The following is a 14,804-nucleotide window of genomic DNA, read 5'->3' as shown; positions in this document are numbered from 1 at the left end:
AAAATATTATATCATATAACCTCTAATATTGCTACCTCGCCCAATCGTGCATAAACTCTCTCATTAAATTCAGAGGAGAATTTTCTACTTCTTGCTTTTTATCTTTTCCATTAATCCTCTTAACTTCACCATATGATTTTTCTAAAGATAATTCTTCATCCCCTGTTAATACCCATATTGTATTTGCATTTATTGGTCTTAATTCAAGTCTTTTTTCCCCTACTCCATCAGTAAAATAAATTAGCACATGGTTTCTTAAGTTATTTTTCTTTATATATTCAAATACTGGTGTAAATAATGTGGAGCCTGTACTGGAAAGTCTTTTTTTGATATCATTTTTAGACTTTATTTCATATACTCTTCTTACTTCGTTATCACACTCAATCACAGTAATCTTATGGCTTCTTATCTTAGTTATTCCAAGTATTTCTATCATTATTTTATAAACTTCTTCATCACTCATAGATGCACTAATATCTATAGCCACTAAAATTTCTGGTAGATTTCTAGGTAATGTACCTCTAAGTTCTAACCTTTCTGGTTGTCTCCTACTTCTTCTTGTAATAGTCTTTTTTTGTCCTGCTCTTAATGAGGGTATTAATTTCTTTAAAATATCTTCCCAAGATATTTCAGGTTTTTCTGTATATGAATTTATTATACTTTCTATATCTTTTGGACCCTTTCCTTTAAAAGAATTTATAGCTATTTTTTTAGTTAAATCTTTAAGAGAATCTTTATTTAATTCAATTTTGCTCCAAATATCATGAGCTTTAGACAAATCTATAACTCTACAAATGGAATCATCTTTTGAATTATTTATAATCTTCTTAGATTTTCTTTTAATAGCCTTTTCTATTTTCTCTGCATATATCTCACAGGTCATATCCTCTTTTATATTTACATCATATTCTCTTATTACTGTATCAATTCTTTGAGAATTCATTGGAAGATTTTTTATAAATTGATTTATTGATATATCCAATGCCAAATTTACTGCTAATGGTTCATATTTATTTTTAAGTCTTTTTTCCCTATCATAATGTGAGTACATTATATGATATATTTCATGTTTAAATAATGCTGACATTTCTTTTTTATCAAGCATTAAAAACAATATAGGGTTAAAATACATAAGGAAGCCATCAAGTCTTGGCAATGTTGCAAGAGGCCATGTTATATCTAATTTTATATCTCTTTTAATTTTTATCATAAACTGTCCAAAGAAATCATCTTCTTTCTCAAGCATGTCTATAACAACATTTTCAACTAAATAGAAAAATTCTTTTTTAAAATTACTATTTAAATCATCCTTAGTTTGAAAACCTAAAGCTTGTTTTAATAACTCGTTACGTTTATCATCAAATCTCATCTTTTATCTTTAGTGAGCGATTATCTTATAAGTCCTCCCCACTAAAGTTCACCTCCTTTTCAAAACTATAAAATATTAGGTACCTTAAAAAAATAGCAAGTCAAAGAATCTGACTTGTTATTTTTTTAAGATCCCTTATTCGTATATACTAAAAAATGCATCTAAGAAAGTATCTGCTTCTAATAATTTTTTATATAATTCAGTACTATAATCGCTTTTTATTTCTTTCATAATTCCAAGCCTTAAATCCTTTGGATAATTCATTAAAATATTCGCAAATATATTTATATTTTTCTCATTTATATTTTTTTCTAAGAAACTTAAAGAATTTTTTGCCATAATATATAATCTTGATTGGCTCTCTCTTTTTATTCTCTCCTTTAATTCAACCCCTAAAACCTCATATGAAAATAATTCTTCTGCCTTTATTAGAGGATTCTTTATATTCTTAATAAAATTCATAAAATCAGTTGCAATACTTACTCCTACATTTCCCTTTACAACATTATAGAATATATCTATTGAAAATTTATCTTTATTATCATTGTACACTTTATAAGCTTTTGATACCCTCTCCCAACTTCTTGGAGTTGCTTTTATACTTTCTCTTGAATATGGAGTGTGTAGATATTCTGGAAATGTTGATATAAACTCAATTATATTCCCATGAACCTTATCACCTTGTCCCATACCCCATCTTATCCATTCCTTAACATCTGCATCCATTTCAACCCAAACAAATCTATCTTCTTGAGCTGCATCCATATCTACAACTTGGTAATCACTGCTTTCAAATGATTCATATTTATTAGATGGATTCATTGCAGTTATTACCCTTACTTTATCTGCTAAATAATATCCATTAATTTCTCTATTTAAAATTAAGTTCATAAGTTCTTGTTGAACTGCATGTTCACATCTATTTAACTCATCTATAAATAATATTACATTTTTATCATCTTCTAAACCTGCTAATTTTTCTACTTCTGCAAGTTTATTATGGATTGCATAAACAGTTTTTCTATTCTCTACTATTGGTAACCCACCTATTTCCCCTTCTTTTAAAAGATTAGCATCTATTGTTACTAAATGACTATTTGTTCTTTTACTTAATTCCTTAACTAATGCTGTTTTTCCTATTCCAGCTTCTCCTATAATTAAGGGAACATCTTTTGCCTCTAAAATTAAATCTACTGTATTTAAAGTTTCTGAAAATCTCATTATACTGTCTTCCTTTCTTCTATATCTCATATAAGGCACTTTTTTTAATAATAGCCCATGCTAGTTGTTTTCTTGAAGTTCTCTAAGCTTACTTACATAGAAAGCTTATAATCCACTAATAGCATTTTAGCTTTTTTACTTCCTTGCTCTCTTATAAAATTAATCTTATCCATTTCTAAAATTTCTAGTTTAAAAAAATTCTTCATATATTCAGAATCTATATCTTCATTTATAAGTTTATCTCTTAAAACATCTATAACTAGATCTACATCAATTGAATCATATACATACTTAACTACATTTATATTATCTCCAATTAATATCTTTAGCTCATCTAAATCATAACTTTCAATGTAATTAATAGCTTCCTCATTTTCAATAACTGCTGCTCTTTTAACATTTAAACTTGCATTATGTATATATCTTATTGCACCCCAATAAGTTTTTATTGCTTCAAGGCTAACTTCTTCTGAAGTTTCTTTAATATATTTTATTGCATCATAATCTTTCTTTACTGCTAGTAGCTTCATTTTTTCTGAGGGATTTTCAATAAATTGAATCGCCCAACCTTTTGTTTTTATTGCTTCTTCTATAATTTTATTTGTAGGATCTTTTATAAGCTTTAAAGAATTCCATAAAGATTGTACTGCTAGTATTCCTAAATTTTCACTTGGATTTTCTATAAATTCTATTGCTAAAGGATTACTTTTAACAGCCTCTTTTTGAACTTCTTTGCTTGGGTTATTTATAAACTTTAAAGTTAGTCCATTTTTCTTAACAGCTGCTAATTGAACTTCTTCAGTTGGGTTCTCTATATTTTGTATATTAAAAGGATTATTATAAATCTTCTTTAAATCTAAATCTTCCATATTAAAACTCCTTCTTCCCTTAGGCATCTTCAAAAATATACACAGTCTCTTGACTTGCTATTTTTTAAAAGTTCCCTAACTAATTTAATTTGTATACTCTATCTACTTTTATTATACAGGATTTACGGATAAATATCATCAAGTAATATATATTATCAAATACAATATTAAAAATAAAAGAAGACATTAACCAATTTAAGATTAATGTCTTCTTTAAACTCCATATTTATTCTCTATATCTGTCAATATCATGGTTTATTGATTCTAAAATACTAGTCAATTCCCAAATTCCGCCGTCTTCTATTAACTTATTTAATGAAACTTCATATCTACTAGCTTCTGCTGATTTTCCTAGTGATATTAATGTCAAAATGCTATTCATTATGTTTGAAACAATATCTGATTTAACTTCAAATAATTTTTGTGCATCTTTAATTTCATCTTTAATTTCTAACATTTGTTCATCTAACTCAAAAGCCGTATCTGCTGCCTTTTTTAATTTTATTTTAATATCCCCTGGCATTTGTTGTTTATATTTATAATTTAATGAATGTTCAATAGTTGCCCAAAAATTCATGGCTAAAGTTCTTATTTGAAATTCTGCTAAAATATCTCTTTGACCTGATGCCATATTAACAGGATATTTAATAATAAGGTGGTAACTTCTATACCCACTTGTTTTTACGCTTCTTATATAATCTTTTTCATAAAGAATTTGCATGTCACGCCTTGCACGTAAAAGTTCTACAACCTTATCTATATCATCAACAAATTGACACATAATTCTTATTCCTGCTATATCTTCCATTTCATATTGAACTCTATCTAAAGGAATTTCAAATTTATTTGCTTTCTCTAGTAAACTTGATATATCCTTTACTCTTCCTGTAACAAATTCTATTGGTGAATATTCATTTTTTCTTCTGTATTCTTTTCTTATACTTCTAATTTTTACTTTTAGTTCATCTACAGCCTGTTCATAAGGCATTAGAAAACTTTTCCAATCATATATCGCCATATTATCACCCTTCACAAGTTTCACTTTATCATTATATCAAATTTTTTTAAAAGTGTAATTAAATTCTTACAATAATATTTTTTCTTTTTCTATATCTTTTATTTTACATATCAACAAAATTGAAATATAATGGAAATAATGATAATTTTCTTTAATTTAATAACAAAAAATTAAAGAATTAGGTTATTATGGACGATATATAACTAAAGTGTATTTACTAAAACATTTTAAGTGAGCTAAAAGAAAATAACATGTCAAAAGCTGTGAGAATATTTTGTTTTAGGCTAACAGCTATAACCTATTCATAATAAATTATGTAAAGGTTGTGGTAATAAGACATAGGTCAAAATATACCGCAATATGATTAGTTGTTTTTTAAAATATCTCTAAGGAATAGTCAAAAACAAACTATCCTATTAACTAGTTATTTTTGAAAATCCCTTAGTCAATTGAAAAAATAAAACTTAGGAGGCAATAACATGGGCTTATTTTCCACATTGAAAAAAAAAGAAATAGTTTCTTCTGCCCCAACTACAAGAGATATCATAGCATCTAAGGCAATTGAAGACTCTAATTCTAGCGAGATAAAATCTCAAGTAGGATTATTAAATGAAAATAGTACAAACATATCATTAGCTATAAAAGAGGTTAATAGTTCTTTAAGTAATTTAACATCTGCAACTCTTACACAAGCTGAAGAAGTTACAAATGCTACTTCTATTTTAGAGAATTTCAATAAGAATATGGAACAATTAGCTTATAACATAACTAATGTTCAAATAAAAGTTTTAGATACAGGCGATGTAGCTGATGAAGGGCTTAATACCTTTGTTGATTTAGATGCCTCTTTAAAATCACTTCAACAAGCTTTTAGTATTGTTAGCACTACAGTTAACACATTAGTTTCTAAACTTGAATCAGTTAATACAATTACAGATTCTATAAGTCAAATTGCTAGCCAAACTAATCTTTTATCACTTAATGCTGCTATTGAAGCTGCTCGTGCGGGAGAAGCTGGACGTGGTTTCTCAGTGGTTGCTGGTGAAGTTAGAAAGCTTGCAGAAAACTCAAAGCAATCTGTTGAAAGTATCACACGTATATTAGATGATATAAAATCAGATATATTAGATACATCAAAAGCAACTAAAACTGGTAACATCGCTTTAAGCACTCAACAAGCTACACTTTTAAACACTAAAAATAGCTTTACTAATATAAAATCATCAATTAATGAGGCTAATGTTGAAATAGATGAATGTATTGTTAATTTAGTAAATTCTTCTTCTAAAAAGGATGAAGTTATATCAATTATGGAAAGAGTATCCACAATTTCACAAGAGCATTCAGCTCTTTGCCAAGAAATTGCTGCTAATATGGATATACAATCTAATAATATTGAAGAATTTGATGAAACAGTTAAGAATCTTAATAACACACTTTAAAATAAGACATATAAGAGAATAACTAATAAATATGCAAAATAAATCATTATATTAAATTGTTATTTTAAAATAATTCATAAAACTCCAATTCAAGTATAATTACTTGAATTGGAGTTTTTTTAATACATTTCAAAAATTCCCTCAACTTATTCACTTAAAACATTTTTTAAATCTATAAAAATTTCATTAAATAATTCCCACATTTTTTTTATAGCTATCAGTGCACTACTATGCTAAAATATAATTCGAGATAGCTCTATATTATTGATATTAGGGCTATCCTTGTAAAAAACAACTTTTTGCCGTCCAGCAATCAATAATTCAGAGGTGATTAACAAATGGAAATTCCACATTATACTTTTATGAATACTATAACTTGTCCCGTTTGCGGTGATAATTTTGAATTTATTTCAGTTAAAGCAAAGACTTCTAGAATTATTTCTAGGGATAGTGATTTTTTTATACGCTATTCAGTTATTAATCCTTATTTTTATGATGTATTAATATGCAGTAGTTGCGGTTATAGCAGTATGCAGTCAGAATTTAATAAAATAAAAAAATCCCAAATAGATCTAGTTAAAAATAGAATTACACCTAAATGGAAATGCAAATTTTATCCTAATGTATTTACTGAGGAAATTGCTATCCAAAGATATAAATTAGCTTTACTCACAGCAGTATTAACAGATTCAAAAACCAGTACTAAATCTATGATATGCTTAAAAATAGCTTGGATTTATAGATTATTAGATGATACTAAAAATGAAAATATTCTTTTACAACAAGCTCTTGATGGGTTTCAAGAAGTTTTTCTTAATGAGGATCTTCCTGTTTATGGATTGGATAAATTTTCACTTATGTATTTAATTGGCGAGTTATCAAGACGTTTAAATAGGAATGATGATGCTCTAAAATGGTACTCTAAAACTCTAACATCTGTAGGCTCCACACATAAGATTAAAGAACTTGCTCGTGAGGGAAGAGATAAAATTAAAGAGCTTTAATTAATATACATTATAAACCCTACTACTATTTTTAAACATCATATTAAGAAATAGTAAGTTTTAAAACATGTACATATTAATACTTATAGAAACTAAAAAACTCCAATGCAAGTATACTTGCCTGTATTGGAGTTTTTAAAACATATTCTAGAATAATCCTAAAACACTACTCTAATTTATCTATACTATATTATTTTATTTTTCTACTATTTCTATTAAGTGCTACAAATAAAACTATACATGATACTGCTCCTAAGAATATAAATGATTGTATAAACGGAACAAAGTTATAACTTCCTCCAGTCCAGAAATCAGCAAAGTCACTATTCATATACGTTGTTGGAAACATATATGATATTAATCTTATTGGCTTTGGAAAATCCTTTGCTTGAATTCCAAATAGTCCACTTAAAAGCATTATTACAAAATACAATGACATTGTTATTGCATAAGTTGGACCAAATTTTTTGAAAAACAAGGCTATTCCATGTGATAATATAAATAATACTACAGCTAATGCATATAGAGAAATAATTAATACTAAAGCTGATCCTATTGTTGGCATTGGTAACTTTAAAACTATATAATTTACTGCTGTATAAGCAATTAATGATATCGTCATAAATATTAAACTTGCACTTATTTTAGATATAATCAAAATACTTTCTTTATATCCAAAAAGGCTAAGTCTTAAAGGTATTTCCTTCTCAAGTTCTTGTGAAAAAGATGCTGCATAACCAACTAAAACAGTTGCTAGTGGAATTATTAAACTTGTTGTAATAAAAATACCAACTACAACAGTTTCTCTAGCCTCCTCTGGGATCTTTGCCCCTACAATATTCGCCACTAATATAGACATACCTATTGGGAAAAACAAACCAAAAACAATTGTAAATACATTTCCTATTAAATTTCTAATTTCATATTTTATTAGACTAATATTAAATAATTTTGTATTCATATCTTCTCTCCCCCTATAACTTTTTATAGTGATTTAATTTATTTGAAGATTCCTTAGCATTCATAACCATAATTTCAATATCATTATTACTTCTTTTAAAGTTAATATTATTTGATGCTAAAATATTAATTATTTCAAGTTCATTTTCTTTACTTTGGCAAGATATTGCTATTAAATTTTCTGGTGCTTCTATTTTAGTAAATTTCTTTGTTAAATTATCCTCTATAGTATCATTTTGAATTATTATTACTGAATTACCACAATACTTTTTAAACAATTCTTCCTTTACTCCAAAGTCTACAACTTTTCCCTTATCCAATATTAGTATTTTATTAGCTAAACGTTCTAGTTCTTCATAATAATGAGAAACAATACACACTGTAGAATTTTTATTTTTATACCATTCACTTATTTTTTCCATTAATTGATTACGTGTTTCAAAATCTAAACCTGATGTAACCTCATCAAAAAACACTAAAGGTGAATCTTGAATTAAAACTAATATTATTGTTAATCTTTGTTTTTGGCCTCCAGATAAGTTACTATATTTTTTATTTAAACATCCTTCAAAGTTGAAGAACTTAATTAATTCCTTTAGCTTTTCATTATTTTTTATACTACAGCCTAAAATAGCTTCTATTATATATTTTATTTTCATAGTTACTACATAATTATTTTCTTGCATATGTGCTGACATTTGTTCTGGTAATAAATTTGTATGAATGCTTCCATTATATTTAACTATCCCTAATATAGCTTTCACAAGCGTTGTTTTACCAGCTCCATTAGCCCCTATTATTCCAATACGATCCCCATCTTCAAATGTTATTTTTGATTTAATAGATAAGGCAATTTCCTTGCCGTAATTTACTTCTAAATTATTTATTGTTAACATAACCGAACCCCCTATTTTTTACTATATTTGTATTATATCAATCTCATATGAATTTTTTATGAAGATTATATGCAGATGTTATAGCTATTTTATGAATATGTATTTTCAAATAATTGAACATTTACTAATAAACTGATTAAGTAGTCCTATATTAAAACAAAATAGGGCAAGTTATAAACAGGTTTTCATGTTTATAACTTGCCCTACCTTATATATACATAATTAATTTAGTTATTGGCTATGAATAACATCCTAACTACTATTTAAGTATTATAAAAATAAACTATTGCCTCAACACCATTTTCAATATTTCTAATATCAACATTATAATTTAACAACTTAGAATAATAGGATACAATATATAGTCCAAGCCCATGCCCAGAATTTTCACTATTACTAGACACAAAAGCATCAAATATATGAGGTAATAAAGACTCTTCTATATTAACTCCATAATTAATTACTTTAACCGAATCCTTAGATAGTATTATTTTTATATTCCCACCTTTAGGCGTATAGTTAATAGCATTACTTATTATGTTATCAATTATTTTATATAGCATCTCACTATTTGATACTATTTCTACAGCTTCTATTTCTTTTATTAAATTAATTTCTTTTAATTTTAATTGTATTTCATGGCTCAAAATACTTTCAGTAATAATAGATTCTATTTTAGTATTATTACTTATGATTTCCACCTGTTTTTTACTAGCATCTAATAATTCATTTATTATATTGCTCATTGATACTACTTGCATTTTAACCTTCGGCAGATATTCTTTTGTATTTTTATATTTTCCAACTTCATCTATCATACCTTCTAAAAGTAATAAAGAAGCTGCAACTGGAGTTTTTAATTGATGAGATGATGCTCTTAAAAACACCTCTTGTCTTTCATTTTGATGAAGTAGATATTTATTCTTTTCTTCAAGCTCATTAAAAACTTTATTTAATTTACTATATAATTCATTAAGAGTACATGCTAAAACTGCAATTTCATCCTCCCCATAAACTTCAATTGGCTCCACATAATAATTTGTATTAGACTTCATAAAGTTTGCATGCTTAACTAGTTTTTCTATTGGATTCACTATTTTTTTTGAAAATAATGAAGTTGAAATCAATATTATTAACAATGATATTGCAATAATCATTGGTAAACTTTGAAAAATTATTGGTCTTATTTCGCCTATTTCTGGATTCATTATAGGTGATATAGATATAATAATATCACCATTATCACGGCTTATAGCCATATATGTTGTATAGCTATTATTATTATCAGCTACATTATATTCATAAATAACAAAATTTTCATTTATTATATTTATTTTTGAAGATACCTTTTTGTAATTAGTTACTTTTTCCTCTTCTAAAACCTCAAATGTAATTGGAGGATTATCCTTAAATATATCATTATTAAAAAATTTCTTCTTAAATTTTGAAAAATCAAAACTTTCTTTATCCTCTTCATTAATAGACTCTGGGTTTTCTGAATAGTATCTTATTTTTTCTATTATTTTCAATAATTCTTCATCATCAATATTAATTTTAATAGATCCAAGCATATTTGAAGCAAATATAGAGTTGCCTTCCATAGGAACCTTAATAGTTGCTGTTCCTGATAAGTTTCTAGATGAAATATTAGTATAATTTCCATCTCTCAAATAATTAGCTTGTACAGCTTTAATAGACTCAAAATTTAATTTTTTAATATAATCTACATATAAAGATGGTAGCATAAGTACAAAATAAGATATCATTAATGTAACTATAGTTCCCGAAATAATAGCACTATACAAAAAGGTTTTTTTAGATAGATTCATATTTTCTCTCCTTATATAATAAATTTTAGGCACTTGAAAATAAATAATAGACCAAAGATGCGACGAATATTTTGTGTAAGACAAGGAAGTAAATCCGCAGATACTGGGGTTATCTAAGGATTTACTGACGCAGTATTACGCAAAATAGGCTAGCATACTGGTCTATTATTTATTTGATTGTGCCTTATAGCTTGGCTAACTACATTTTTCAACTGAGTTATCAAATTGATATCCAACTCCAGTTACAGTTTTAATATATTGCTTAGGTAGTTTTTTACGTAAATTTTTAACATGAGCATCAATAATTCTATCATTTGAAAAATACTCATCACTAAAAATCTTCACAATTAAATTCTCCCTTGTGAAAACTCTATTTTGTTCTTTTACTAAGGCTTGCAAAAGTAAAAATTCACTTAATGTTAAATTTAATGATTTATTATTATAAAATGCTTGAAAAGCTTCATCATTTACAAAAAGCCCTTTATCTGTAGTTATATTATTAGTAGCTTTCATAGTTCTACGTAAAACAGTTTCAATCCTCTTCAATAATAATAATGGTGAAAATGGCTTTATCACATAATCATCTGCATACAAATTAAATGCTTTTAACTGTGTTTGTTCATCATCTAAAGCAGTTAACATAATTGTAGCCATTTGAGGATTAGCCTTTTTTATATATTCAAGAACTTCAAGTCCACTAACCTTTGGAACCATAATATCTAATATAGCTAAATCAAAATTATTATTTTTTAATAACTCTATGGCCTGTTCCCCATCACTTGCACAAGATACATTATAATTCTTCATTCTCATATATTCTGTTGTTACCTCTGAAATAGTAGGTTCATCTTCTAAAAATAAAATATTTATCATTATTAACCTCTCTCTTACTTATTTTAAATATCAAATTTACTAAATATTTTTGTAATTTTTTACCTCATTATATCACGATACATCAATCAATAATATTATTTTCATTATTACCTCTTAAAAATACTAAGACATAAAAGTTAATTTCAAAAAAATAACAAGCCAATATGCTATATATTTTGCATATTGACTTGTTATTTATATCATTTATTTGGTATGACTTATATAAATAAATTTATATTTGAATCATCAGCTTCACCTAGGTAGTATCCTACTCCACCATAAGTTACACCTTTTATTATTTCTTCTTCTTTAATTCCCATAACATCCATTGACATTGTACATGCTACTAGTTCTATTCCACTTTCTAGTGCTGCTTCTATTAGGTCTTCTAATGATTGGATGTTTTTATTTTTCATAACTCCTCTTATCATTTTCCCGCCCATTCCTGCCATGTTCATTTTTGATAAGCCTAGTTTTTGACTTCCTCTTGGCATCATAATTCCAAAAGCTTTTTCTATAGGGTTTTTAATTGTTTTTATTTTCTCTGGTTTTCTTATTACGTTTAATCCCCAGAATGTAAAGAACATTGTAACTTTTTTACCCATAGTTGCTGCTCCATTTGCTATTATAAATGCTGCTATGGCTTTGTCTAAATCTCCACTAAACACTACTATTGTTTGCCCCTTTAGTTTTTTTACTAATGATTTTTCATCTGCTACTGTTAAAAGTGATTCTTCTAAAGCTATTCCTTTTTGAATTGTAGCCTCTATAATACCTTTGTTTTTTTCTATGTTTAATAAAGTATTATTTGTCTTCTTCGACCAAGATTGAATATCTCTATAGAAACCAGGATCTGATGCTTTTATTTTTAATATATCACATTTATTCATTTCATCCATAATTGTTTTAACTTTCATTAATGGACCAGGGCAAGATAATCCTGTAGCATCAAGCTCTTTTGTTACTCTTGGTGCAAGGTCTTTCTCTATTGCCGCTTCTTCTCTAATATCTATTTTAGATTTATCTTCTGTATTATTCCCTAAGTTTATTTCCCTATCTAAATCTTCCATAACAGGACAAACTTTAGGTTTATTATCTAATACCTCTGCTTTATAGTCCCAGTTTTTATATACCTTATATCCACCAGTTAAGTTTTTAACTTTAAATCCATTTTGAATTAGTATTCTTGAAGCAATATGACCTCTTACTCCTACTGCACATGAAACTACTATTTCTTTATTTTTATCTAAGGTTTCTAAATTATCTCTTAACTTGTCTACTGGTATATTTATAAAGTTTGGAATTTCTCCATTTATCTCTATTTCTGTTTTTTCTCTAACATCTAAGAATATTTGCTTATTTTCATCATAATTAACTAATTCTTCTAAAGTTATTATTTCTTCTAAACCCTTCATTTCATTTTGAGCTATAAACCCTGCCATATTAGCTGGAGATTTTGCTGATGAAAATGGTGGTGCATAAGCTAGTTCAAGCTCTGTTAAATCTTCCATAGTTCCACCAAATTTAATAACTGTTGCAATAACATCTACAAACTTATCTACGCCTTCATATCCTAAAGCTTGGGCTCCTAGTATTTTTCCTTCTAAATCATATAAAACCTTAATTGATAATTGAGTTGCATTTGGATAATAACTTGCATGTGACATTGGATATAAATACACTTTTTTATATTTTATATTATATCTATTTAAAGTTCTTTCATTATTACCTGTCGATGCTGCTACCATATCAAAAACCTTAATTATTGAAGTTCCAAGTGTTCCTTTATAAATAGAATTTATACCTGCAATATTATCTGCAACTATTCTTCCTTGTCTATTGGCAGGTCCTGCAAGTGGAATAAATGTATCTTCCCCATTTACATAATCGCGAACTACAATAGCATCCCCTACTGCAAATACATTTTCTTTATTTGTCTTCATATGCTCATCTACTTTTACATGACCTCTGTCACCAAGTTCAATACCTGATGATTTGATGAAACCTGTATCTGGCATTACTCCAATTGCAGAAATAACAATTTGAGTTTTAACTTCCTTTTCACTATCTAAAATAACATTTATTCCATCTTGAGTATCCTTAAAGCCTTTAACCTTATCATTTAAGATTATTGAAATACCATTATCATTTAATTCTTTTTCAACAAGTGCAGAAAATTCAGAGTCAAAAGGAGCAAGTACATGAGGCGCCGCTTCTATTAAAGTAACCTCTAATCCCCTTTCCTTTAAATTTTCAGCCATTTCAACTCCGATATAACCTCCACCAATAACTACTGCAGATTTTATCTCCGAATTATCAACATATTTTTTTATTTTATCCGTATCCCAGACATTTCTAAGAGTAAATATTTTTTCACTATTCCCACCTGGAATATTTGGGTTAATTGGCTTAGCCCCTGGCGCTAATACTAAATAATCATACCCTTCTTCATATTCTCCATCAGCTTTTGACTTTACCTTAACAGTTTTATTATCTGTATCTATACTAATAACTTCACTATTTATTCTTACATTAACTTTAAATCTATCATTCATTTTCTTAGGTGTTTGTAGAAGTAATGCATCGCGATTTTTAATTGTTTCTCCTATATAATAAGGTAAACCACAGTTCGCAAATGAAATGTGTTCCCCTCTTTCAAACATAATTATTTCAATATTTTCATCTAACCTTCTAAGTCTTGCAGCTGTAGATGCACCGCCTGCTACCCCACCAACTATTAACACTCTTTTATTTTTCATTTTAAATCCTCCATTCTTTTATACTAAATTTATCAATTTTATTTATTGTTAACTCTATTTGTTATTACGTTTATTGTTATAAACTATTTAAAATCAATTAATCTTTTAATCTGTATATTCAAATTTATAAATATATAATTCATAGAAATTCAAAATAAAATTTCTATATTTTTGTACTTTATAATAATGCTTTTATAATTGTTTCTACTCTTTCATCTGCAATTTTATAAAAAACTTCCAGACCATTTCTTTCTCCAATAATTATTCCTACACTTTTCAATTTTTGAAGATGCTGAGAAATTGTTGATTGAGGAACTCCCAAACAATTTTGCATTTTGCTCACATTACAAGAACCAACCTCTAAAAGGCCGCTAACAATACACAATCTAATTGGATGAGCTAAAACTTTTAAAAGCTCTGCTGTTTCTTCATACTGTTTATAATTATTATCCATCTACTCCACACCTTTATTTCAATTTTTAATTTCTATACATTACTATATTCAAATAATACGATATAGTTACTAAGATGTCAATAAAAAAAACATAAGATAGCTATTATATT

At 27.0% G+C, this 14,804-nt stretch carries 12 protein-coding genes; 2 read left to right on the top strand and 10 right to left on the bottom strand.

The window, feature by feature from the left end:
- Positions 1 to 31: 31 nt before the first annotated feature.
- From J1C67_RS10070 to yjbM, 4 genes are all read right to left on the bottom strand, one after another.
- Entirely contained in the window at positions 32 to 1,369 is a 1,338-nt protein-coding gene (locus J1C67_RS10070) for a vWA domain-containing protein (RefSeq protein ID WP_167866696.1), read from the bottom strand.
- 135 nt (positions 1,370 to 1,504) lie between these two features.
- A complete protein-coding gene (locus tag J1C67_RS10065) occupies positions 1,505 to 2,590 on the bottom strand; it encodes an AAA family ATPase (protein WP_167866695.1) in 1,086 nt (361 codons plus the stop codon).
- Positions 2,591 to 2,682: 92 nt separating this feature from the next.
- A complete protein-coding gene (locus J1C67_RS10060) occupies positions 2,683 to 3,459 on the bottom strand; it encodes a hypothetical protein (protein ID WP_089970292.1) in 777 nt (258 codons plus the stop codon).
- A 226-nt stretch (positions 3,460 to 3,685) separates the two neighbouring features.
- The gene (gene yjbM / locus J1C67_RS10055; RefSeq protein ID WP_089970289.1) at positions 3,686 to 4,477 is read right to left on the bottom strand and encodes a GTP diphosphokinase; all 792 of its coding nucleotides are present in this window, start codon (positions 4,475 to 4,477) and stop codon (positions 3,686 to 3,688) included.
- A gap of 479 nt (positions 4,478 to 4,956) precedes the next feature.
- On the opposite strand from yjbM, the gene J1C67_RS10050 reads away from it, so the two are divergent.
- Entirely contained in the window at positions 4,957 to 5,919 is a 963-nt protein-coding gene (locus J1C67_RS10050) for a methyl-accepting chemotaxis protein (protein ID WP_089970287.1), read from the top strand.
- Positions 5,920 to 6,257: 338 nt separating this feature from the next.
- Entirely contained in the window at positions 6,258 to 6,923 is a 666-nt protein-coding gene (locus tag J1C67_RS10045; RefSeq protein ID WP_089970284.1) for a DUF2225 domain-containing protein, read from the top strand.
- Between the two features lie 190 nt (positions 6,924 to 7,113).
- Here the strand turns inward: J1C67_RS10045 and J1C67_RS10040 are convergent, their stop codons facing one another.
- The 6 genes from J1C67_RS10040 to J1C67_RS10015 all read right to left on the bottom strand — a co-directional run bounded on the left by J1C67_RS10040 (position 7,114) and on the right by J1C67_RS10015 (position 14,694).
- Positions 7,114 to 7,884, bottom strand: a complete 771-nt coding sequence (locus J1C67_RS10040; protein WP_167866694.1) for an ABC transporter permease — start codon at positions 7,882 to 7,884, stop codon at positions 7,114 to 7,116.
- A 13-nt stretch (positions 7,885 to 7,897) separates the two neighbouring features.
- Entirely contained in the window at positions 7,898 to 8,779 is an 882-nt protein-coding gene (locus tag J1C67_RS10035; RefSeq protein ID WP_167866693.1) for an ATP-binding cassette domain-containing protein, read from the bottom strand.
- Between the two features lie 263 nt (positions 8,780 to 9,042).
- On the bottom strand, positions 9,043 to 10,608 hold the full coding sequence (locus tag J1C67_RS10030) for a sensor histidine kinase (protein WP_167866692.1): 1,566 nt from the start codon (positions 10,606 to 10,608) through the stop codon (positions 9,043 to 9,045).
- A gap of 195 nt (positions 10,609 to 10,803) precedes the next feature.
- Positions 10,804 to 11,481: a response regulator transcription factor gene (locus J1C67_RS10025; RefSeq protein WP_167866691.1), complete on the bottom strand. Its 678-nt coding sequence runs from the start codon at positions 11,479 to 11,481 to the stop codon at positions 10,804 to 10,806.
- A gap of 218 nt (positions 11,482 to 11,699) precedes the next feature.
- Entirely contained in the window at positions 11,700 to 14,240 is a 2,541-nt protein-coding gene (locus J1C67_RS10020; protein ID WP_167866690.1) for an FAD-dependent oxidoreductase, read from the bottom strand.
- Between the two features lie 178 nt (positions 14,241 to 14,418).
- Positions 14,419 to 14,694, bottom strand: a complete 276-nt coding sequence (locus J1C67_RS10015; protein ID WP_089970278.1) for an ArsR/SmtB family transcription factor — start codon at positions 14,692 to 14,694, stop codon at positions 14,419 to 14,421.
- Between the last annotated feature and the right edge of the window lie 110 nt (positions 14,695 to 14,804).

Source organism: Clostridium gasigenes (assembly GCF_017348895.1).
GTDB classification, from domain to species: domain Bacteria; phylum Bacillota; class Clostridia; order Clostridiales; family Clostridiaceae; genus Clostridium; species Clostridium gasigenes.
Note: the sequence above shows the minus strand (reverse complement) of the source record. Positions and strands in the feature narration are given on the sequence as shown.

What these genes read in the sequence shown, in the direction of transcription:
- J1C67_RS10070 (WP_167866696.1), bottom strand. Translation starts at nt 1,369, where the DNA reads ATGAGATTTGATGATAAACGTAACGAGTTATTAAAACAAGCTTTAGGT.
- J1C67_RS10065 (WP_167866695.1), bottom strand. Translation starts at nt 2,590, where the DNA reads ATGAGATTTTCAGAAACTTTAAATACAGTAGATTTAATTTTAGAGGCA.
- J1C67_RS10060 (WP_089970292.1), bottom strand. Translation starts at nt 3,459, where the DNA reads ATGGAAGATTTAGATTTAAAGAAGATTTATAATAATCCTTTTAATATA.
- yjbM (WP_089970289.1), bottom strand. Translation starts at nt 4,477, where the DNA reads ATGGCGATATATGATTGGAAAAGTTTTCTAATGCCTTATGAACAGGCT.
- J1C67_RS10050 (WP_089970287.1), top strand. Translation starts at nt 4,957, where the DNA reads ATGGGCTTATTTTCCACATTGAAAAAAAAAGAAATAGTTTCTTCTGCC.
- J1C67_RS10045 (WP_089970284.1), top strand. Translation starts at nt 6,258, where the DNA reads ATGGAAATTCCACATTATACTTTTATGAATACTATAACTTGTCCCGTT.
- J1C67_RS10040 (WP_167866694.1), bottom strand. Translation starts at nt 7,884, where the DNA reads ATGAATACAAAATTATTTAATATTAGTCTAATAAAATATGAAATTAGA.
- J1C67_RS10035 (WP_167866693.1), bottom strand. Translation starts at nt 8,779, where the DNA reads ATGTTAACAATAAATAATTTAGAAGTAAATTACGGCAAGGAAATTGCC.
- J1C67_RS10030 (WP_167866692.1), bottom strand. Translation starts at nt 10,608, where the DNA reads ATGAATCTATCTAAAAAAACCTTTTTGTATAGTGCTATTATTTCGGGA.
- J1C67_RS10025 (WP_167866691.1), bottom strand. Translation starts at nt 11,481, where the DNA reads ATGATAAATATTTTATTTTTAGAAGATGAACCTACTATTTCAGAGGTA.
- J1C67_RS10020 (WP_167866690.1), bottom strand. Translation starts at nt 14,240, where the DNA reads ATGAAAAATAAAAGAGTGTTAATAGTTGGTGGGGTAGCAGGCGGTGCA.
- J1C67_RS10015 (WP_089970278.1), bottom strand. Translation starts at nt 14,694, where the DNA reads ATGGATAATAATTATAAACAGTATGAAGAAACAGCAGAGCTTTTAAAA.